The organism is Microbacterium sp. Root53 (assembly GCF_001426925.1).
GTDB lineage: Bacteria > Actinomycetota > Actinomycetes > Actinomycetales > Microbacteriaceae > Microbacterium.
Genome location: NZ_LMFR01000023.1, coordinates 67604 through 87174 on the forward strand (window position 1 = coordinate 67604; position 19571 = coordinate 87174).

Genomic DNA, 19571 nt, shown 5'->3' on the forward strand with positions numbered 1-19571 from the left:
TGTGATTCCACACTGTAGGACGTAACCCACAATGTGGGCAACCCGTCGAACGGACATAGGATCGGCGCATGGCCGAACAGCCGCTCCTCGTGCTCGCCAAGATCACCGCGATCCTGGACGCCTTCACGCTCTCTCAGCCGCTGCGAACGGCCGGCGAGATCCGCGCAGCCACCGGGCTGCCGGCATCGACCACGCATCGTCTGCTGGCAAATCTCGTCGACCACGGCTTCCTCGAGAGGGTTGGGGAGCAGTACCGGATCGGCGTGCGCATGGCGTATTGGGCCGGGCCGGCGGCGCGCAGCCGCGACTTCGTCGAGCTGCTCACCCCCCAGCTGCGCGCGCTGCGCGACGAGACGGGCGAGACGGCATGCTTCTTCCGGGCAGAGCAGGGCTCTCGTGTGTGCATCGGCCTCGCCGAGACACGGCACGGGCTGAAACAGGAGATGTATGTGGGGCGCATCCAGCCCCTGCACGTCGGCAGCTCGGGACGCGTGCTGCTGGCGTGGACCGAGGGGCTGCTCGACCAGATCACGTCGGCGCCGCTGCCCGCGCTGACGGACGCGACCATCACGGACCCCCACGAGCTGCGCCGCGCCGTCGCCCAGACCCGTGCGGCCGGGTACGCCATCACGGTCGGGGAGCGCCTCGAGGCGGCGTCCGGCCTCGCCGCTCCGGTATTCGATCAGCACTCGGCGCTCGTCGGCGCACTGACCGTCATGGGGCCGACCCTGCGCATGCCGATCGAGGTGTGCAAGCAGATGGTCGACTCCGTGGTGAACGCGGCAGACGCGCTCACGGCCGCGTTCGGCGGACGCAAGCCGGCACCCGAGAACTGAGCGGCGTCATGGCCGAGACCTCCGCATACTGGATCCCCGAGAGCGACACGCGCTTCGTGCCCACGGCGCATGTGAGCGGCGCTTGGAACCCCGACGAGCAGCACGTCGCGCCGGCCATCGGACTGCTGACCCACGCGATCGAGCGGGACCGCGACGCGCGCCGCGCCGACGACCTCCGGATCACCCGGCTCGCGGTCGACGTCCTGGGGGTCCTCCGGCTCGAGCCGGTCGAGATCGCCGTCACCGTGCTGCGCACGGGACGCACGATCGAGCTCGTCGAGGCGAGGCTCGCCCAGGACGGGCGCCCCGCCCTCATCGCTCGGGCCTGGCTGGCGGCGGTCTTCGACACGGCGGCGATCTCGGGCACGGCGTTCCCGCCCGTGCCGGCGCGGGACGCCCTCTCGGCGTGGGACCCCGGCGCGGTGTGGCCCGGCGGCTTCGTCCGCTCCCTCGAGGCGCGGCGCGCGCAGGAGGGGCAGGGGCGCGGCGTCACCTGGCTGCGTCCGGTCGTGGGCGTGATCGACGGTCGGGAGGTGAGCCCCACCGCGCGGATCATGGCCATGATCGACGTGGCGAACGGGCTCATGGCGCGGGTCGACCCCGACGTGGCGATCTTCCCCAGCCTGGACTTCGCGGCGCACCTGCTGCGGGAGCCCGAGGGGGAGTGGGTCGCGTGCGACACCACCGCGTCGTTCGGGCCCCGAGGCGCCGGCCTCACGCACAGCGTCCTGCACGACGACCGCGGCCCCTTCGGGACGCTCGCGCAGACCCTCACCGTCCGCCCGCGCTGACCGCGGCGGTCAGCGTCGGGAGGCGACCCGGCGGACCAGCGAGACGACCCCCCACGCGGCGAGCACCCAGGGCCCGGCGACGATGAGCGGGTCCATCCAGTGGTGCTTCACGTCGACGCGACCTCGCCCGAGGCGCGATGCGAGCCCGTGCCGCGTGCGCTCGGCCTCGATCCCCGACTCTGTCACGGGGTCGTCGGGCCGTCCCCTGACGAGGGAGACGAGGTGGCTCTCGACCGCGTCGATCCGGTCGCCCAGCAGGAGCAGCAGCCAGTGCGCGGCCCGGGCCTCGCTGAAGCGATAGGCGTATCGTCGCACGGCGCCCGACAGCCCATGCAGGGGCGCCGCGGTGCCGAACACCGGGGTCAGGCGCGCGTGCTCGATCGAGCGCTCGCGCGGGACCAGCTCTGGCTGCTGCTCGGGCTCCTCCCAGTGCGCGCCCGTCGCGTTCGGGTCGTATCGGAGCTTCGGGTGCGCCGGGCGGTCGGCCGGATCGAGGTCGGCTCCCCATCCGGGGATGCGGTCGCGCAGCTCCTCCGGCGACCGCGTGTGCGTCGGATCCTTCGCGGTGTACGGCATGCGGTGCTCCTCTCTAGGCCGCGTTCGGGATGATGACGGGCTTGATGCAGCCGTCGAGCTTGGCCGAGAACAGGTGGTAGGCCTCGGCGATGTCGTCGAGGGGGATGCGGTGCGTGATGATCTCGCTCGGCTTCAAATAGCCGTGCCGGATGTGCTCGAGCAGCCGCGGCCACTGCCGCTTCACGGGGCACTGGTTCATCCGCAGCGTCAGGCCCTTGTTGAACGCGTCGCCGAACTTCACGGCCGAGAACATCGGACCGTAGGCGCCCATGACGGACACGTTGCCGCCCTTGCGGACGGAGTCGATGGCCCAGTTCAGCGCGACGGGCGATCCGCCCTGCAGCTTGAGCTTCGCGGCCGTGATGTGCTGCGCGAGGGAGCCGTCGGCCTCGGCCCCGACCGCGTCGATGGCCACGTCGGCCCCGAGGTGGTCGGTCGCCTTCTTCAGCGCCACGACCACGTCGTCGTGCTCGGCGAAGTCCAGCGTCTCGGCGAACGCGAACTCCCGCGCCTTCTCCAGGCGGTAGTCGAGGTGGTCGACCACGATCACGCGACCGGCGCCCATCAGCCACGACGACCTCGCCGCGAACAGGCCCACCGGCCCCGCCCCGAACACCACGACCGTGTCGCCCTCCGCGATCTCGCCCAGCTGCGCTCCGAAGTACCCCGTCGCGAGAGCATCCGTCATCAGGAGCGCGTCGTCATCGTCCAGCCAGTCCGGGATCGTGCTGGGCCCGACATCCGCGAAGGGCACGCGCACGAACTCGGCCTGCCCGCCGTCGTAGCCTCCGCACGTGTGCGAGTAGCCGTAGATCCCGCCGATCGCGGTGGCGTTCGGATTGACGTTGTGGCAGTTCGAGTACAGGCCCCGCGAGCAGAACCAGCACGAGCCGCAGTACACGTTGAACGGCACCATCACGCGGTCGCCGGCCTTCAGGCTCTCGACCGACGGGCCGACCTCGTGGACCACCCCGATGAACTCGTGACCGAACGTCGTCCCGACGCGGGTGTCGGGCATCATGCCGTGGTAGAGGTGCAGGTCCGAGCCGCAGATGGCCGCCCGTGTGACCCGCACGATCGCGTCGTTCGGGTGCTCGATCGCCGGGATGTCCTTCTCCTCGACCCTGACCTTGTACGGGCCGCGATAGACCATCGCCTTCATGGGGGCTCCTCTCCGCGCATCGGTGTCGCGCCAGCGTCACACCGCCGTTCCCGACCGCTCAAGTGGTTGCCGTTCCGGCGCGGATGTGCCACACGGGCCCACTCCCGTTCACCTGCGGGAAACGGCGGGGGCGGCCACGCGCGATAGCGTGGGACGGTGATCGAGACATGATCGGCGCGCTGAGCGCCCGTGGTCCCCGGGTCATCGTCGTGTTCGTGGCGATCGGCCTGCTCTCCGGATTCCTCTCCGGCCTGTTCGGCGTCGGGGGCGGCACGGTGATCGTCCCGCTGCTGGTCATGCTGGCCGCGTTCGGGCAGAAGCTGGCGTCGGGCACGTCCTCGGCGGCGATCATCCCGACCGCCGCGGTCGGCGTCATCGCCTACGCCGCCAACGGGGACGTCGACTGGATCGCCGCCCTGCTGCTCGCCGCGGGCGCCGTCGTGGGGGCGCAGGTGGGCACGCGGCTGCTCCACCGCCTGTCGGAGCCCGTGCTGCGGTGGTTCTTCGTCGGATTCCTGATCGTCGTGATGATCAGCCTGTTCATCATCATCCCGTCGCGCGACGCCGAGCTGGTTCTGACGTTCTGGGCCGGTGCCGCGCTCGTGCTGACGGGCCTGGTCGCGGGCGTCCTGTCGGGCCTGATCGGCGTCGGCGGCGGCATCGTCGTGGTGCCGGTGCTGATCCTGCTGTTCGGCGCCAGCGACCTGGTCGCCAAGGGCACGTCGCTGCTCATGATGATCCCGACCACCATGTCGGGCACCATCGGCAACATCCGCCACAAGAACGTCGATCTGGTCGCCGGGCTCTGCATCGGCGTCACGGCATGCGTCACCGCGCCCCTCGGCACCCTGGTCGCGAACGTGATCGACCCGCAGGTCGCGAACATCCTGTTCGTGATCTTCCTCGTCGTGATCACGGCTCAGATGACCCAGCGCGCGATCCGCGCGTCCCGCAAGCCGAAGGAGTGAGCCCGGCCGGTCGACGGCCCGGTCAGGGGCGGTCGATAGGATGAGCCGGTGCCAGTGAATCCCGAACTGCTCGGTCGCGCGTTCCCGCCGACCGCGCCGTACCTCGTCGGACGCGAGAAGGTGCGCGAGTTCGCGCGCGCCGTGTTCGCCGAGGACGCCCAGCACCACGACCCCGAGGCCGCCCGCGCGCTCGGCTACGGCGACGTCGTCGCCCCGCCGACGTTCGCGATGGTGATCCAGGACATGACGCTGCAGCAGCTGCTCGCCGAGCCCGACTCGGGCATCGCGCTGGAGCGCACGATCCACGTGCAGCAGAGCTTCCGCTACACGCGGCCGATCGTCGCCGGCGACGAGCTCACGGGGCAGCTGACCGTCACGGGCCTGCGGGCCATGGGGCAGGGCGCCATGGTCACGAGCGAGGCCGAGATCACCGACGCGGACGGCGCGCACGTCGTCACCGCGACCTCGGTGCTGCTGATCGGGGGAGAGGAATGAGCGCGCTCGACGCCATCCAGGTCGGCGACGTCGTCGCCGAGCGCACGGTGCACCTCACGCGCGAGTCGCTCGTGCGGTACGCGGGCGCTTCCGGCGACTTCAACCCGATCCACTACCGCGACGACGTGGCCGAGCGCGTGGGCCTGCCCGGCGTGCTCGCGCACGGCATGCTCACCATGGGCCTCGCGGTCGAGACGATCGTCCCGTGGCTCGGCGACGCCGGCCGGATCGTCGAGTACGGCGTGCGCTTCACGCGCCCGGTCGTGGTCGACCCGGAGGACGGCGCCGACGTCGCCGTCACGGCGAAGGTCGGCGAGGTCGCCGAGGGCACCGCGCGCATCGACCTCACCGTGACCCACGCCGGCACCTCCGTGCTCGGCAAGGCGCAGGTGCGGGTCCGCACCGCGTGACGTCGATGCCCGAGATCGAGCCGATCCCGCTGCGCAGCCTCACCACCCTGCGCGTCGGCGCTACGCCCGCGCGCATGATCGACGCCCGCACGCAGGACGAGCTCGTCGCGGCCCTCCGCGACGTGTGGGCCGACGGCGGCCCGTGGTTCGTGCTCGGCGGCGGATCCAACCTCCTGCCGGGTGACGAGCCGTTCCCCGGCACGGTGATCCGGATCCTCACCTCGGGCTTCGAGGTCGTCCCCGGCGCACCGGCCGGCTCCGTGCGCCTGCGCGTGCAGGCCGGCCAGAACTGGGACGAGCTCGTCGCCTGGACCGTCGCGCAGGGGCTGTCGGGCATCGAGGCGATGTCGGGGATCCCCGGCACGGCCGGCGCGGCGCCCATCCAGAACGTGGGCGCGTACGGCCAGGAGATCGTCCAGACGCTCGTCGAGGTGGAGCTGATCGACGAGGAGACCGGCGAGGTCTCCACCGTGCCGGCGTCCGAGCTGGGCCTCGGCCCGCGGACCTCGGTGCTGAAGCAGCACTACGGCTCCACCGCCGAGCGATCCGCCGTCGTCCTGTCGCTCACGCTCGACCTGGTGCACGTCGGTCACGGGCCGCGCCCGATCGAGGACGCGCGCCTTCGCTCGGCGCTCGGTCTGTCGACCGACGACGCGGTGTCCGTGCAGTGGATCCGCGACACCGTGATCACGACCCGCCGCGGCAAGGGCATGGTGCTCGACGACCCGGATCCCGACACGCACAGCGCCGGGTCGTTCTTCAACAACCCGATCGTGGACGAGCACGTCGCGCGCACGCTCCCCGCGGAGTGCCCGCGGTGGCCCATGACGCCGCAGCTCGACACGGTCGCGGTCATCCCGCTGTCCGCGTACGAGGGCTTCGTGCCGCCTCGTCCGCCGCAGGAGACGCTCGTCAAGGTCAGCGCCGCCTGGCTGATCGAGCACTCGGGGCTCGGCAAGGGCTTCCACCTGCCGCGCTCGCGCGCCTCGCTCTCGACCAAGCACACGCTCGCGCTCACCAACCGGGGCGGCGCGACCGCCGGCGAGATCGCGGAGCTGGCGCGCTTCGTGCAGAGCCGGGTGGCAGCGGAGTACGGCATCGTCCTGCAGCCGGAGCCGGTGCTCGTCGGCGTCGAGCTCTGACGGCCATGGCGAAGGTGTCCCGCACGCGCGAGGTGGTCGACCGGCTGCTCGACGCGATCATCGCGGGCGAGCTGCGGGCCAGCGAGCAGCTGCCGCCGGAGGGCGACATCGCGGCGCAACTCGGGGTGTCGCGGCTCACCGTGCGGGAGGCCGTGCGCCTGCTGCAGGCGCAGGGCGTGATCGTTCAGGTGCCGGGCAGCAGGCACCGGATCGCTCCGGCGTCGGAGTGGACCGGACTGGAGGCCGTCGTGCGGCACGCCCGCACGGAGGGCGCGCGCGAGCGCTCCTCGCTCGAGCTGCTCGAGGTGCGCGTCATGATCGAGACGGGCGCGGCGCAGCTCGCCGCGGAGCGCCGTTCGGCGGACGATCTCGAGGCGCTGCGCGCCGACCTCGAGCGGATGCGGCGGGCCCACGCGGACGGGGACGTCGACGCGTTCGTGGCGGCCGATCTCGACTTCCACGACGTCATCCTGCGCGCCGCCGACAACCGCATCCTGCTGGCCACCATGCGCCCGCTCACCTCGATGCTCGAGGCCACGCGCGCTGAGACCAGCGCCGTGCTCGACATCCGCGAGCACGCGATCGCCGAGCACGCCGCCGTGCTCGACGCGCTCGAGACCGGCGACCCGCTGGCCGCCCGGGATGCGATGGCGAGCCACATGCGCCAGACGCGCGACGATCTGCTGCGTTTCGTGCACCAGCACTGACACGGCCCGGGCCGCTCGGCCGGTCGCTCGTGTGGCGGAGAGCGCGGTCTGGGCGTAGAGTCGCTATCTGATATCTGATACCTCGGTGTCCGCCGCATCGCCGCGCGGATCCCGTCCGTGAACGAAGGAGTTCTCGTGCCCCCCGAGAACCTGCCCGCCGGCAGCCTGCCCGTCGCGACCCTGCTCGCGGACCTGCCCGCCCCGCTCGACATCCGCGCGGACCACGTGCGCGCCGCGCTCGACCCGGCCTCGGTCTTCATCGTGCTGGACGACGACCCCACCGGCACACAGTCGGTCTCGGATCTTCCGGTGCTCACGCGCTGGGAGCGCGAGGACCTGGATGCCGCGCTCGCCACCGGGGCTCCCGCGGTCTACGTCCTGACCAACACGCGCTCGCTGGACGAGGACACCGCGGCGCGGCGCAATCGCGAGATCGTCGCCGTCTCGCTCGCCGCCGCGCGGGCCGTCGGCCGCCGCGTCACGTTCGTGTCGCGCAGCGACTCGACGCTGCGCGGGCACTTCCCGCTCGAGACCGACGTCCTGGCAGCCGAGGTGGTCGCGCACGGCGAGACCGCCCCGGCGCTGACTCTGCTGGTCCCCGCGTTCCCCGATGCCGGTCGTGTCACCGTGCGTTCCGTGCACTACTGGGTCGTGGACGACGTCGCGACGCCCGTGGGGCGCACGCCCTTCGCGCAGGATGCGACGTTCGGCTTCGCATCATCGGACCTGCGCGAATGGGTCGCCGAGAAGACGGACGGGCGCGTGCCCGCCGAGGCCGTCGCCGCGCTCACGATCGACGTGATCCGACGCGGCCCCGACGCGGTGGGCGAGTTCCTGGCGGCCCTTCCCGACGGCACGGTCGTGGCGGTCGACGTGGTCGACGAGGCAGACATGCGCGCGGTCGCCCTGGCGCTCCACCGCCTGCAGCGCGACGTGCTGCTGCGCGTGGGCCCGCCGTACCTGCGCGCGCACATCGGCCAGGAGATCGCCGAGCCCGTGCAGGCGTCGCAGCTGGACCTCGCCGAGGGGCGCGGCGGGCTCGTCGTCGTGGGCAGCCACGTCCCGCTGACGACGGCGCAGCTGGAGCACCTCCGTGCCGCGCGCCCGGACACCGCGACCGTGGAGCTGGACGTGCGGCGCCTGATCGACGAGCGCCGCGAGGCCCACCTCGACGAGAGCGCCGCGCGCGTCGCCGAGGCACTCGCCCATGGCACGGTGATCGTCCACACCACCCGCGACCTCGTGACCGGCGGATCGCCCGACGAGAGCCTCGAGATCGCGCGCCGGGTGTCGAGCGGGGTGGTCGAGCTCGTGCGCCGCGTGCTGCGGATGGCACCGCCCCGCTTCGTGATCGCGAAGGGCGGCATCACGTCGAGCGACGTGGCGAGCGAGGCGCTCGAGATCCGCCGCGCGACGGTGGTGGGCCCCATGCTGCCCGGCATCGTGTCGCTGTGGCGGCCCGAGAGCGGCCCCGCCGTGGGCATCCCGTACGTCGTCTTCGCCGGAAACGTCGGCGGCCCCGACTCGCTCTCCCGCGTCGTCGCGACGCTCGCGGACGAGCACCGACCTCCCCGTCGAAAGGACATCGCATGACCAGCACCGTCGCCGTCATCGGCCTGGGGGCCATGGGCCTTCCCATGGCCGCCCGTCTCGCACAGCGCTTCGAGGTGCGCGGCTACGACCTCGCCGCCGAGCGCCTCGCCCTCGCCGCCGACCAGGGCGTCGCGCCCGCGGACTCGGCCGCGGCCGCGGTGACGGGCGCGGATGCCGTGCTCGTCGCCGTGCGCACGGGCGAGCAGCTGAACGACCTCCTGTTCGGCGAGGCGGGGCTCTCGGCCCACCTCGGCGAGGGGAGCGTCGTCATCCTGACCAGCACGGTCGGCACCGAGGGCATCGCCGACATCGCGGCACGGCTCGCCGAGCGCGGCGCCGGCCTCGTCGACGCGCCGCTCTCGGGCGGACCCGTGCGCGCCGGCGAGGGCGACCTGCTGATCGTCGTCGGCGCGGAGCCCGCGGCCCTCGAGACGGCGCGCCCGGTGCTCGAGCAGCTCGCGTCCACGCTGACGGTGGTGGGCGACAAGCCCGGCGACGGCCAGGCGCTCAAGACCGTCAACCAGCTGCTGTGCGGCGTCCACATCGCCGCCGCCGCCGAGGCGCTCGCGCTCGCCGACGCGCTCGGCCTCGACCGCGCCCGAACGCTCGAGGCGCTCACGGCCGGTGCGGCCGACTCGTTCATGCTCGGCAACCGCGGCCCCCGCGCGCTGCAGGCGTACGACGAGGGTGGCGCCGAGGTGCTCAGCCGCCTCGACATCTTCGTGAAAGACCTCGGGATCGTGGGGCAGGCCGCGCGCAAGGCGCACCTGTCCACCCCCGTGGCAGCTGCCGCGGAGCAGCTGTTCCTGCTCGGCGAGGCGCAGGGCCTGGGGGCCCTCGACGACTCCGCCGTGATCCGCGTCGTCGCACCCGAACTCAGGAAGTGAGCCCCACCGTCCCCGTCGGCTGAGCCGCCGCGGAGAAGCACGAGACCTCACCACACGCACGAGACCGCAGCGGATCGCTGCGGTCTCGTGTCGTCGATGAGGTCTCGCGCTCGATGCGCCTCGCGTCAGGAGAACAGCTTCTGCAGACGCTGGATGCCCTCGAGCAGCGCGTCGTCACCGAGCGCGTACGACAGGCGCAGGTAGCCGCTGGGGCCGAAGGCCTCGCCCGGCACGACCGCGACCTCGGCGAGGTCCAGGATGAGATCTGCCAGCTCGAGCGACGTGGTCGGCGTGCGACCGGCCCACTCGCGGCCCAGCAGGCCGCGCACGTCGGGGTACGCGTAGAACGCGCCGAGCGGGTTGGGGACCTCGACGCCGTCGATCTTCGACAGCTCCTCGACGATCAGACGGCGGCGGCGGTCGAATGCCTCGCGCATCTTCAGCGCCTCATCCTGCGGTCCGTTCAGCGCCGCGGCGGCGGCGATCTGCGCGACGTTGTTGACGTTGCTCGACAGGTGCGACTGCAGGTTGGCCGCCAGCTTGATCGCGTCGGCGGGGCCGACCATCCAGCCCACGCGCCATCCGGTCATGGCGTACGTCTTGGCGACGCCGTTGAGCAGGATGGTCTGCTCGGCGAGCTCGGGCACGGCCTCGACGATCGACACCGCGCGGGCACCCTCGTAGACGAGGTTCTGGTAGATCTCGTCGCTGATGACCCAGATGCCGTGCGCGAGCGCCCACTCGCCGATCGCCTTCGTCTCCTCGGGCGTGTACACGGATCCGGTCGGGTTGGACGGCGAGACGAACACGAGCACGGTGGTGCGGTCGGTGCGGGCGGCCTCGAGCTGCTCGACCGTCACCTTGTAGTTCTGGTCGGCGCCGGCGAACACCTCGACGGGCACGCCGTCGGCGAGGCGGATGGCCTCGGGGTAGGTGGTCCAGTACGGCGCCGGCAGCAGCACCTCGTCGCCCGGGTTCACGACGGCCTGGAACGCCTGGTACACGGCCTGCTTGCCGCCGTTGGTCACGACCACGCGCGAGGCGGGCACCTCGAGGCCCGAGTCGTGAAGGGTCTTCGCCGCGATCGCCTCGCGCAGCACGGGAAGACCGGCGGCGGGCGTGTAACGGAAGTTCGCGGGGTCGCGGAGGGCCTCGGCGGCGGCGTCGACGACGAACTGCGGCGTCGAGAAGTCGGGCTCGCCGGCGGCGTACGAGATGACGGGCTTGCCCTCGGCCTTGAGGGCCTTGGCCTTGGCGTCGACCTTCAGGGTGGCGGATTCGGCGATGGCGGAGAGCTTGCGGGAGAGCGGGGCGCGGTCGGTCACACCGATCAGCGTAGCCGCCGGATCCGCGGTCCGAGAGGTCGATGACACGCCCCGCGCACCGGATGACGACGTCCGGATCAGGACGCCGAGACGAGCGCGAGCCAGACCTCCGCGCGCGACGCGAAGGACGACAGGTCGCGGCCCAGGAGCTGCTCGGCGAGCCCGATGCGCGAGCGCACCGTGTGGCGGTGCACGCCGAGGGCGCGCGCGGTGTCCTCGAACCGGGCGTCGTGCTCCAGCCACGTCCGCAGCGAGCCGAGCAGCGCGGTCCCGTGCGTCTCGTCGTAGCGGACCAGCGGGGCGAGCAGGGCACGCGCCGCCGTGCGCGCGCCCTCGCCCAGCGAGCTCAGCAGCGCGTCCGGCACGTCGTCGATGCCGGTGACGCCCTCCGCCGAACGCGCCCGCGCGACCTGGGCCTCCTCGATCGCCGCCGCGAGGCGCGCGTACGTCGTGGGGCGCGAGACCCCCACCGCGCCGCCGCCGCGTGCGGCGGCCTCGGCGAACGGCGCGTCCGCGTCGCGCGCCGCGAGCAGCAGGAGGCCGTCGCCATCCGGGAGCGCCCCGAAGAAGAACCGGCCGCGGAGCTGCGCGGCGCGCAGCTCCAGGAAGGCGGCGAGCTGCTCGGGGGCGGCCGACGTCACGGCCGCGACGGCGGGCTCGTCCGGCAGGCCGCCCCAGGATGAGGCCGCGACGTCGTGCGCGAGCGCGGCGTCTCCCGCCAGCAGCGCGCGCACCACTCCGGCGCGCAGGGCGCCGCGGGCGCGGATGAGCGCCTGGTTCTGCTCGAGCGCAAACCCCGCCATCGCGACGACGCTGGTCACGACGCCCCGGGCGTCCTGGTCGAGTCCCTCCGCCTCGACCGCGAGCACGCCGCGCAGCTCTCCGCCGCGGCCGAGCGTCTGGAGCGCGAACGTGCGCCCCGAGATCCGCGCAGTGTCGGCCGCACGGACGCCCTTGGCGAGCAGGGCCTCGGCCTCGGCGCGGAGAGCGTCGCCGACCTCGTTCGGAAGCCGAGCGGGGCGGGCATGCAGCAGGGTGCCCGCGGCGTCGTACAGGCCGGCCCAGCTGCCCAGCTGGCGGGCGAGCTCCGCGAGCGCCGCATCCAGGGCGTCCGGACGCAGCGCGGCGAGCGAGATCGCCCGCTGGGCCGCGAGCGCCCAGCTGCGCCGCGCATACGACTCCGCGGCGATCGCCTCCGCGTTCGCGCGAGCGATCGCGATGAACGGGATCCGGAAGGGCACCTCGAACAGCGGCAGACCCGCCGACTCGCACGCCGCGATCAGTCCGGCCGGAACGCCCGCGCGGACGACCTCGGTGCCGAACCCGACGGCCGTCACTCCCCGGCGCGCGAGGCGCTCCACGTACGCGCCGTACTGTGCGGGGTCCTCGCCGCGGAACTGGGTGCCCGTCGTCAGCAGGACGACGTCCTCGGCGAGGAACGGGGTCGGATCCTCGAGGTCGGAGCTGTGCACCCAGCGCACGGGGCGACCCCCGTCCGCGAGCGGCGTGACGAGCCTCAGGGCGAGGTCGGGGCGGTCGAGGAGCGCGCCGAGCGTAGGTGGGGTGATCGCGGCCATGGGCGCCTCCGGTGTACGCGCGGGCGAATCCCGCCTTTCGTATCGTACGGGCGGGACAGTGACCGGCGGATGGCGCGGTCGTACGCTCGCGGCATGACCGACGCCACGCTCACCACCCCCGCGATCACCGGCGGCCCCTCGCTGCCGCAGGAACGACGCCTCGTCACGTCCATCCCCGGGCCCCGCTCGGCCGAGATCCTCGCCCGCAAGGCCGCCGCGGTGGCGCCCGGCGTCGCGCACAGCGTGCCGATCGCCACGGTCGCGGCCGGCGGGGGAGTCATCGTCGACATCGACGGCAACTCCCTCATCGACCTCGGCTCGGGCATCGCCGTGACCACCGTGGGCAACGCCCACCCGGCGGTCGTCGCCGCGGTCGCCGAGCAGACCGCGCGCTTCACCCACACCTGCTTCATGGTCTCGCCGTACGAGGAGTACGTCGCGGTCGCCGAGGCGCTCAACCGCCTCACCCCGGGCGACCACGAGAAGCGCAGCGCCCTGTTCAACACCGGCGCCGAGGCCGTCGAGAACGCCGTCAAGATCGCGCGCAAGCACACGGGCCGCCAGGCCGTCGTCGCGTTCGAGCACGGTTACCACGGCCGCACCAACCTGACCATGGCGCTGACCGCCAAGAGCATGCCCTACAAGAGCGGGTTCGGCCCGTTCGCCCCCGAGGTGTACCGCGCGCCGCTGTCCTACCCGTTCCGCGACGGGCTCTCGGGCCCCGAGGCCGCCAAGCGCGCCATCACCCTGATCGAGAAGCAGATCGGCGCGGACAACCTGGCGGCGATCATCATCGAGCCGATCCAGGGCGAGGGCGGGTTCATCGTCCCGGCCGACGGCTTCCTGCCGGCCCTCGTCGAGTGGGCCCGCACCAACGGCGTGGTGTTCATCGCGGACGAGGTGCAGACCGGCTTCGCCCGCACCGGCGCGATGTTCGCCAGCGAGCACTTCGGCATCGTCCCCGACCTGATCACCACCGCGAAGGGGATCGCCGGCGGCATGCCGCTCGCGGCCGTCACGGGCCGCGCCGAGATCATGGACGCCGCGCACGCCGGCGGCCTCGGCGGCACCTACGGCGGCAACCCCGTGGCCTGCGCGGCGGCCCTGGCCGCGATCCACGCGTACGAGAACGACGGCCTGATCGAGCGCGCGAACGAGATCGGCGCGATCCTGCGCGAGCGACTGACCGCGCTGCAGGTCTCCGACGCCCGCGTCGGCGACGTGCGCGGCCTGGGCGCGATGATGGCGGTCGAGTTCGTCGACCCCGCCACGAGCGAGCCGGACGCGGCGCTGGCCGGCGCGGTCGCGCGCGCCGCGATCGCGGCGGGCGTCGTGACGCTCACCTGCGGCACGTACGGCAACGTCATCCGCTTCCTGCCCCCGCTGGCCATCGGCGACGAGCTGCTCCACGAGGGGCTCGACGTCATCGCGCAGGCGCTCGCCGAGGCGTGAGCCCGGCGGCACAGACCACCCCCACCCCACGACCCCCGAGACTCCAGGAGAACCATGAACGATCGTGAGAGGGCGCTGCTCGCGTCCGTCCCCACCCAGCTGTTCATCGGCGGCGAGTGGGTCGACTCGTCGTCGGCGAAGACCTTCGACGTGCGCGACCCGGCCACGAACGAGGTCGTCGCCTCGGTCGCCGACGCCACCGCCGAGGACGGCGTCAAGGCGCTCGACGCCGCGGCCGCCGTGCAGGACGAGTGGGCGGCCACCCCGCCCCGAACCCGCAGCGACATCCTGCGTCGCGCGTTCGAGCTGGTGCGCGAGCGCGCCGACGACCTCGCGCTGCTCATGACGATCGAGATGGGCAAGCCGCTCGCCGAGGCCAAGGGCGAGGTGGCGTACGGCAACGAGTTCAACCGCTGGTTCAGCGAGGAGGCCGTGCGCATCACGGGCCGCTACGGCTCGAACCCCGAGGGCACGGGCCGGATGATCGTGTCGCAGCGCCCGGTGGGCCCGTCGTTCTTCATCACGCCGTGGAACTTCCCGTTCGCGATGGCGACCCGCAAGATCGCTCCCGCGCTCGCCGCGGGCTGCACCGTGGTGATCAAGCCGCCGCAGCTGACGCCGCTCACCACGCTGTTCTTCGTGAGCCTGCTCGTCGAGGCCGGCCTGCCGAAGGGCGTCGTGAACGTCGTCACGTCGGCGTCGTCCGGCCGCGTGTCGGCCCCGATCATCGCCGACCCCCGCCTGCGCAAGCTCTCCTTCACGGGGTCGACCGAGGTGGGCCGCAAGCTCATCGCGCAGGCCGCGGAGGGCGTGCTCCGTGTCTCGATGGAGCTCGGCGGCAACGCCCCGTTCGTCGTGTTCGAGGACGCCGACCTCGACAAGGCCGTCACCGGTGCGCTGCAGGCCAAGTTCCGCAACATCGGTCAGGCCTGCACGGCCGCGAACCGCTTCATCGTGCACGAGTCGGTCGCCGAGGAGTTCGGCCGGCGGATCACCGAGCGGGTGTCGGAGATGAAGATCGGCCGCGGCACCGAGGAGGGCGTCGAGATCGGCCCGCTGATCGACGAGGACGCGGTCGACAAGGCCGCCGAGCTGGTCGCCGACGCGACCGGGCGCGGTGCGACCATCCTGACCGGCGGCGAGAAGCTCGACGGGCCCGGCACGTTCTACCAGCCGACCGTTGTCACAGGCGTGCAGGCGGGCAGCGCGATCCTGCGCGAGGAGATCTTCGGTCCGGTGCTCGCGATCGCCACGTTCTCGACCGAGGACGAGGCCGTCGCCATGGCGAACGACACCGAGTACGGCCTCGTCTCGTACGTCTACACGGAGGACCTGCAGCGCGGGCACCGGATGATCGAGCGCCTCGAGACCGGCATGATGGGCCTCAACGCGGGCGTCGTGTCCAACGCCGCCGCTCCGTTCGGCGGCGTCAAGCAGTCCGGCGTGGGCCGCGAGGGCGGCTTCGAGGGCATCCACGAGTACCTCTCGACGAAGTACACGCTGCTGCCGAACGCCTGAGGCCCCGCGCGGGAGACGCGAGAGGGGGATCCGCGTGCGCGGATCCCCCTCTCGCCGATCCGGGATCAGCGCGCGACCGCGATCGTGCCGGTCGCTCCGCTCACAGGGGTCTCGGACGCAGCGGGGATCCGGCGCGCCGCACTCGCGGCGGCCGCGATCATCACGACCAGCGCGATCGCCGTGATCGCGGCGCCGATCCAGATGGGGGAGGTGTAGCCGAGCCCGGCCGAGATCCCGACGCCGCCGGCCCAGGCGCCCAGGGCGTTGCCCACGTTGAACGCCCCGATGTTGGCGCCCGACGCCAGGGTCGGCGCCTGCCCGGCGTAGCCCATGATCCGGCTCTGCAGCCCGGGCACCGTGCCGAACCCGAAGCCGCCCATCAGGAACAGCGCGACGATCGTGGCGGCTCCCGATCCGGCGAGCAGGGCGAACAGCGCCAGGATGACGGCGAGCGCGGCGATGAATCCGATGAGCGTGGCGTCGATCGACCGGTCGGCGAGACGTCCGCCGAGCCAGTTGCCGACGACGAGGCCGGCGCCGAAGAGCACGAGCAGCCACGGGACGTCGCCCGTCGCGAAGCCGCTCACCTCGGTGAGCGTGTAGGCGATGTACGTGAAGGCGCCGAACATCCCGCCGTAGGCGAGCACGGTGACCAGGAGGGACAGCCACACCTGCGTGGAGCGGAAGGCCGAGAGCTCGCCGCGGAGGCTCACGCGATCGGTCACGGAGCGGTCGGCCGGCACCAGGGCGGCGATGCCCGCGAAGGCGATGACGCCGATCGCGGAGATGGCCCAGAACGTGGCGCGCCAGCCCAGCTGCTGGCCGAGGAACGTGCCGAACGGCACGCCGAGGACGTTCGCGGCGGTCAGGCCGGTGAACATGAGGGCGATCGCGCCGCCCTTCCGCTCCGGTGCCACCAGTCCGGCGGCGACCACGGATCCGATCCCGAAGAACGCGCCGTGGCTGAGCGCCGCCAGGATCCTTCCGATCATGGCGAGGGCGTACGCGTCGGCGAGCGCCGTCAGGACGTTCCCGGCGACGAACAGGATCAGCAGGCCGAGCAGCACGCGCTTACGGGGAAGGTGGGTGGTGGCCGCCGTCAGGACGAGCGCCCCGACGACCACCGCGAGCGCGTATCCGGAGATGAGCCAGCCGGCGGTCGCCTCCGCGACGGCGAAGTCGCGCGCGACCTCGGGCAGCAGGCCCATGATCACGAACTCGGTGAGGCCGATGCCGAAGGCGCCGACGGCCAGGGCGACCAATCCGATGGGCATGGAGGGCTCCTGTAGTCTTGAGTAGTTGCACACGCGGGTTATTGCGAGCGACGAAGGAAGATCATTGCACACGCAACTATCCCGCGCAAGCAAGTATCGAGAGGAGCCCTCATGGGGATCGGCGACGACGCCGTCCAGGTGCGCGCGCAGGGGTGGCGCACGCTGGCCGCACTGCACTCCCTGATCGAGGCGGAGCTGGAGCGGTCGCTGCAGGCCGCCGCCGGTCTGTCGGTGGTGGAGTACACGGTGCTGGACGCCCTCGACAGGCAGGACGGCTGGCACATGCGCATGCAGCAGCTCGCGCGAGCGGCCGCGCTGAGCCCCAGCGCCACGACCCGGCTGGTCACCCGTCTCGAGGATCGGGGGCTGCTCTCTCGTGTGCTGTGTGCGGACGACCGGCGAGGCATCTACACCGAGCTGACGCCCCGCGGCCGCGAGCTGTACCTCAGCGCCCGGCCGGTGCACGACGAGACGCTCGAGCGCGCCCTGGGCGAGGCGGAGCGGCGTCCCGAGCTGGCCCCGCTCGTCGAGGCGCTGCACGGCGTCGCCCTTCCCGGGCCGGCCCGCTGATCCGGCCCCGGAGGTCCGCTCGTGGCCGGGCATCGGGCACCCCGCGCCACGCGCGGGATCCCGCCCCGGTTCGCGGCCCATTCGGGCATGCCGTATGCTTGGTACGCAGTTGTCGTCTGCATTCTTTCGCTGTGCCCGGGTTCCGGAAGCGGCTGGAGGATCGGATGATCCCGGGGTCTTCGGACCTCTAGGGCGGTAGCTCAATTGGCAGAGCAGCGGTCTCCAAAACCGCAGGTTGCAGGTTCGATTCCTGTCCGCCCTGCGCGTCAGCGTCAGCTGACTCACGAAAGGCAGCGAATGGTCCAGGACGCAGCGAACGGCGAGATCGTCGCGGCAGGCGCGAACGGCGAGAAGAAGCCCGGCTTCTTCGCGCGGATCGTGATCTTCTTCCGCCAGGTCATCGCCGAGCTCCGCAAGGTCGTCACGCCGACCCGCTCGGAGCTGCTGAAGTTCACGGTCGTCGTGCTCGGCTTCGTGGTCGTCATGATGGGGCTCGTCTACGGGCTCGACTACCTCTTCTCGTGGGTCGCGACGGTCGTCTTCGGAGTCCCGGCCTGATCGACTGACGCACGGCCCGTCGGGCCGGGTGGACGTGCCCTCTGCACATCCGCCGCGTAATGGAAGAGACTCTGGTTATGGATAGGACTGTCAGTGTCTGAAAAGCATGTCGATGACGCCGACTGGGCCCCGGCAGCCGAGCAGTCGAGCGAAGAGGACGAGGCCCAGGAGGGCAACGTGCTCTACGCCGAGGCGCACGCCAGCGAGGCCGCCGAGCATCTCGCCATGCACATCGACGACGGAGCCGCGGACGAGGACGACGCGAGCGACGAAGACATCGACATCGACGACCCGGAGGCCGACGCGATCGTGAACGACGCACTGAACATCGACGAGACCAGCGAGGTCGAGGCCGCGGCCGAGGTTCTCTCCGACTCCGCCGCGGAGGAGGCCCAGGAGGCCGCTGCGCTGGCCGCCGACGAGGTGACCCCCTACGACGGCCCCGACGTGAACGGCGACGAGGACGAGGACGGCGAGACCGCCGAGTCGGACGACCCGTATGAGGCCTTCCGACAGGAGCTGCGTGCCCAGGAGGGCAAGTGGTACGTCATCCACTCGTACGCGGGCTTCGAGCGCAAGGTCAAGGCCAACATCGAGCAGCGCAAGTCGACGCTCGAGGTCGAGGACGACATCTACCAGGTCGAGGTCCCGATGGAGGACGTCGTCGAGATCAAGAACGGCCAGCGCAAGATGGTCACGCGCGTGCGCATCCCCGGCTACGTGCTGGTGCGCATGGAGCTCAACGAGGACACCTGGTCGGTCGTGCGCCACACCCCGGGCGTCACCGGCTTCGTGGGCAACGCCCACAACCCGACCCCGCTGCGCTTCGAGGAGGCCTTCAACATGCTGAAGCCCCTCGTCGAGATCAAGGAGGCGCAGGCTCAGGCCAAGAGCGGCGCGCCCAAGGGTCAGGCCGCGCAGGCCCGCGTGCTTCCCGCCGAGGTCGACTTCGAGGCCGGCGAGACGATCACGATCAAGGAGGGCTCGTTCGCGGGTCTTCCCGGCACGATCAGCGAGATCAAGCCGGAGAGCGGCAAGCTCACCGTGCTGGTGTCGCTCTTCGAGCGCGAGACCCCGGTCGAGCTGTCGTTCGACCAGGTCACCAAGATGGTGTGAGATGAGTTTCTGAAGAGCCGGTCCCTCACGGGGCCGGCTCTTCTGTTTCTGGTAGGATCTACTGGTTTGCGCCCTGTCTGCGCAGGCATCCCACCGCTCGCAGGATCCTCCGGGATCGCGCTGTGTGCGGGAGAGCGGATCGCAACCGGCATCCGCTCGATGAAAGGAAGAGGAAATGGCACCGAAGAAGAAGGTGACCGGCCTGATCAAGCTTCAGATCAACGCCGGTGCAGCCAACCCGGCGCCGCCGATCGGCCCGGCCCTGGGTCAGCACGGCGTCAACATCATGGAGTTCTGCAAGGCGTACAACGCCGCGACCGAGTCGCAGCGCGGCAACGTCATCCCCGTGGAGATCACCGTCTACGAGGACCGCAGCTTCACGTTCGTCCTGAAGACCCCGCCGGCCGCGGAGCTCATCAAGAAGGCCGCCGGCCTGCAGAAGGGCTCGGCGACGCCGCACACGGTCAAGGTCGGCAAGCTCACCAAGGAGCAGGTCACCGAGATCGCCAAGACGAAGCAGCCCGACCTGAACGCGAACGACCTCGAGGCCGCCTCGAAGATCATCGCCGGCACCGCCCGCTCCATGGGCATCACGGTCGAGGACTGAGGGGGAT

The 19571-nt window shown here is 71.9% G+C and carries 20 protein-coding genes and 1 tRNA gene; 16 read left to right on the top strand and 5 right to left on the bottom strand.

The annotated features are described in order from the left end of the window. Nucleotides 1-68: 68 nt before the first annotated feature. Both ASD19_RS11210 and ASD19_RS11215 read left to right on the top strand, forming a co-directional pair. The gene (locus ASD19_RS11210) at nt 69-836 is read left to right on the top strand and encodes an IclR family transcriptional regulator (RefSeq protein WP_055992684.1); all 768 of its coding nucleotides are present in this window, start codon (nt 69-71) and stop codon (nt 834-836) included. A gap of 8 nt (nt 837-844) precedes the next feature. Then, nucleotides 845-1627 (top strand): thioesterase family protein, encoded by a 783-nt coding sequence (locus ASD19_RS11215; RefSeq protein WP_055992687.1) that lies wholly within the window; start codon nt 845-847, stop codon nt 1625-1627. Between the two features lie 9 nt (nt 1628-1636). Here ASD19_RS11215 and ASD19_RS11220 read toward each other — a convergent pair whose 3' ends face one another. Together ASD19_RS11220 and ASD19_RS11225 are read right to left on the bottom strand one after the other, a co-directional pair. Next, nucleotides 1637-2203, bottom strand: a complete 567-nt coding sequence (locus ASD19_RS11220) for a hypothetical protein (RefSeq protein WP_055992690.1) — start codon at nt 2201-2203, stop codon at nt 1637-1639. A 13-nt stretch (nt 2204-2216) separates the two neighbouring features. Continuing rightward, nucleotides 2217-3365 carry a zinc-dependent alcohol dehydrogenase gene (locus ASD19_RS11225; protein WP_055992693.1) on the bottom strand — a complete coding sequence of 383 codons (1149 nt, stop codon included), beginning with the start codon at nt 3363-3365 and terminating at the stop codon, nt 2217-2219. A 167-nt stretch (nt 3366-3532) separates the two neighbouring features. Between ASD19_RS11225 and ASD19_RS11230 the strand changes: the two genes are divergently transcribed. From ASD19_RS11230 to ASD19_RS11260, 7 genes are all read left to right on the top strand, one after another. Continuing rightward, nucleotides 3533-4333, top strand: coding sequence for a sulfite exporter TauE/SafE family protein (locus ASD19_RS11230; RefSeq protein WP_055992696.1), 801 nt, complete (start codon nt 3533-3535; stop codon nt 4331-4333). Between the two features lie 48 nt (nt 4334-4381). Then, entirely contained in the window at nt 4382-4828 is a 447-nt protein-coding gene (locus tag ASD19_RS11235) for an FAS1-like dehydratase domain-containing protein (RefSeq protein ID WP_055992698.1), read from the top strand. Next, a complete protein-coding gene (locus tag ASD19_RS11240) occupies nt 4825-5238 on the top strand; it encodes a MaoC/PaaZ C-terminal domain-containing protein (RefSeq protein WP_055992701.1) in 414 nt (137 codons plus the stop codon). The genes ASD19_RS11235 and ASD19_RS11240 overlap by 4 nt, the downstream gene beginning before the upstream one ends. 5 nt (nt 5239-5243) lie before the next feature. Further along, nucleotides 5244-6380, top strand: coding sequence for a UDP-N-acetylmuramate dehydrogenase (locus tag ASD19_RS11245; protein WP_055992851.1), 1137 nt, complete (start codon nt 5244-5246; stop codon nt 6378-6380). A 5-nt stretch (nt 6381-6385) separates the two neighbouring features. After that, a complete protein-coding gene (locus ASD19_RS11250) occupies nt 6386-7087 on the top strand; it encodes a FadR/GntR family transcriptional regulator (RefSeq protein ID WP_055992704.1) in 702 nt (233 codons plus the stop codon). A 135-nt stretch (nt 7088-7222) separates the two neighbouring features. Continuing rightward, nucleotides 7223-8680: a four-carbon acid sugar kinase family protein gene (locus ASD19_RS11255; protein WP_235563039.1), complete on the top strand. Its 1458-nt coding sequence runs from the start codon at nt 7223-7225 to the stop codon at nt 8678-8680. Further along, a complete protein-coding gene (locus tag ASD19_RS11260) occupies nt 8677-9567 on the top strand; it encodes an NAD(P)-dependent oxidoreductase (protein WP_055992707.1) in 891 nt (296 codons plus the stop codon). Before ASD19_RS11255 ends, ASD19_RS11260 begins: the two co-directional genes overlap by 4 nt. Before the next feature lie 125 nt (nt 9568-9692). Here the strand turns inward: ASD19_RS11260 and ASD19_RS11265 are convergent, their stop codons facing one another. Both ASD19_RS11265 and ASD19_RS11270 read right to left on the bottom strand, forming a co-directional pair. After that, a complete protein-coding gene (locus ASD19_RS11265; protein ID WP_055992710.1) occupies nt 9693-10892 on the bottom strand; it encodes a pyridoxal phosphate-dependent aminotransferase in 1200 nt (399 codons plus the stop codon). A 77-nt stretch (nt 10893-10969) separates the two neighbouring features. Then, complete coding sequence (locus ASD19_RS11270) at nt 10970-12469, bottom strand: PucR family transcriptional regulator (protein ID WP_055992713.1); 1500 nt, start codon at nt 12467-12469, stop codon at nt 10970-10972. A gap of 93 nt (nt 12470-12562) precedes the next feature. Here ASD19_RS11270 and gabT point away from each other — a divergent pair, with 93 nt between their 5' ends. Then, nucleotides 12563-13921, top strand: coding sequence for a 4-aminobutyrate--2-oxoglutarate transaminase (gene gabT, locus ASD19_RS11275; RefSeq protein ID WP_055992716.1), 1359 nt, complete (start codon nt 12563-12565; stop codon nt 13919-13921). 54 nt (nt 13922-13975) lie between these two features. Continuing rightward, on the top strand, nt 13976-15439 hold the full coding sequence (locus tag ASD19_RS11280) for an NAD-dependent succinate-semialdehyde dehydrogenase (protein ID WP_055992719.1): 1464 nt from the start codon (nt 13976-13978) through the stop codon (nt 15437-15439). A 65-nt stretch (nt 15440-15504) separates the two neighbouring features. On the opposite strand, the gene ASD19_RS11285 is transcribed toward ASD19_RS11280, so the two are convergent. Continuing rightward, nucleotides 15505-16713, bottom strand: a complete 1209-nt coding sequence (locus tag ASD19_RS11285) for an MFS transporter (protein WP_055992722.1) — start codon at nt 16711-16713, stop codon at nt 15505-15507. A 111-nt stretch (nt 16714-16824) separates the two neighbouring features. Here ASD19_RS11285 and ASD19_RS11290 point away from each other — a divergent pair, with 111 nt between their 5' ends. The 5 genes from ASD19_RS11290 to rplK all read left to right on the top strand — a co-directional run bounded on the left by ASD19_RS11290 (nt 16825) and on the right by rplK (nt 19564). Next, entirely contained in the window at nt 16825-17283 is a 459-nt protein-coding gene (locus ASD19_RS11290; protein WP_055992725.1) for a MarR family winged helix-turn-helix transcriptional regulator, read from the top strand. A gap of 189 nt (nt 17284-17472) precedes the next feature. Then, a tRNA-Trp gene (locus ASD19_RS11295) sits at nt 17473-17545 on the top strand. A 35-nt stretch (nt 17546-17580) separates the two neighbouring features. Further along, nucleotides 17581-17841 carry a preprotein translocase subunit SecE gene (gene secE / locus ASD19_RS11300; RefSeq protein WP_055992728.1) on the top strand — a complete coding sequence of 87 codons (261 nt, stop codon included), beginning with the start codon at nt 17581-17583 and terminating at the stop codon, nt 17839-17841. 93 nt (nt 17842-17934) lie between these two features. Beyond that, the gene (gene nusG, locus ASD19_RS11305; RefSeq protein WP_055992731.1) at nt 17935-18957 is read left to right on the top strand and encodes a transcription termination/antitermination protein NusG; all 1023 of its coding nucleotides are present in this window, start codon (nt 17935-17937) and stop codon (nt 18955-18957) included. A gap of 175 nt (nt 18958-19132) precedes the next feature. After that, on the top strand, nt 19133-19564 hold the full coding sequence (gene rplK, locus ASD19_RS11310; RefSeq protein WP_055992732.1) for a 50S ribosomal protein L11: 432 nt from the start codon (nt 19133-19135) through the stop codon (nt 19562-19564). Nucleotides 19565-19571: the final 7 nt, after the last annotated feature.

What these genes read in the sequence shown, in the direction of transcription:
- ASD19_RS11210 (WP_055992684.1), top strand. Translation starts at nt 69, where the DNA reads ATGGCCGAACAGCCGCTCCTCGTGCTCGCCAAGATCACCGCGATCCTG.
- ASD19_RS11220 (WP_055992690.1), bottom strand. Translation starts at nt 2,203, where the DNA reads ATGCCGTACACCGCGAAGGATCCGACGCACACGCGGTCGCCGGAGGAG.
- ASD19_RS11270 (WP_055992713.1), bottom strand. Translation starts at nt 12,469, where the DNA reads ATGGCCGCGATCACCCCACCTACGCTCGGCGCGCTCCTCGACCGCCCC.
- ASD19_RS11230 (WP_055992696.1), top strand. Translation starts at nt 3,533, where the DNA reads ATGATCGGCGCGCTGAGCGCCCGTGGTCCCCGGGTCATCGTCGTGTTC.
- secE (WP_055992728.1), top strand. Translation starts at nt 17,581, where the DNA reads ATGGTCCAGGACGCAGCGAACGGCGAGATCGTCGCGGCAGGCGCGAAC.
- rplK (WP_055992732.1), top strand. Translation starts at nt 19,133, where the DNA reads ATGGCACCGAAGAAGAAGGTGACCGGCCTGATCAAGCTTCAGATCAAC.
- gabT (WP_055992716.1), top strand. Translation starts at nt 12,563, where the DNA reads ATGACCGACGCCACGCTCACCACCCCCGCGATCACCGGCGGCCCCTCG.
- ASD19_RS11250 (WP_055992704.1), top strand. Translation starts at nt 6,386, where the DNA reads ATGGCGAAGGTGTCCCGCACGCGCGAGGTGGTCGACCGGCTGCTCGAC.
- ASD19_RS11285 (WP_055992722.1), bottom strand. Translation starts at nt 16,713, where the DNA reads ATGCCCATCGGATTGGTCGCCCTGGCCGTCGGCGCCTTCGGCATCGGC.
- ASD19_RS11260 (WP_055992707.1), top strand. Translation starts at nt 8,677, where the DNA reads ATGACCAGCACCGTCGCCGTCATCGGCCTGGGGGCCATGGGCCTTCCC.
- ASD19_RS11245 (WP_055992851.1), top strand. Translation starts at nt 5,244, where the DNA reads ATGCCCGAGATCGAGCCGATCCCGCTGCGCAGCCTCACCACCCTGCGC.
- ASD19_RS11240 (WP_055992701.1), top strand. Translation starts at nt 4,825, where the DNA reads ATGAGCGCGCTCGACGCCATCCAGGTCGGCGACGTCGTCGCCGAGCGC.
- ASD19_RS11215 (WP_055992687.1), top strand. Translation starts at nt 845, where the DNA reads ATGGCCGAGACCTCCGCATACTGGATCCCCGAGAGCGACACGCGCTTC.
- ASD19_RS11290 (WP_055992725.1), top strand. Translation starts at nt 16,825, where the DNA reads ATGGGGATCGGCGACGACGCCGTCCAGGTGCGCGCGCAGGGGTGGCGC.
- ASD19_RS11225 (WP_055992693.1), bottom strand. Translation starts at nt 3,365, where the DNA reads ATGAAGGCGATGGTCTATCGCGGCCCGTACAAGGTCAGGGTCGAGGAG.
- ASD19_RS11280 (WP_055992719.1), top strand. Translation starts at nt 13,976, where the DNA reads ATGAACGATCGTGAGAGGGCGCTGCTCGCGTCCGTCCCCACCCAGCTG.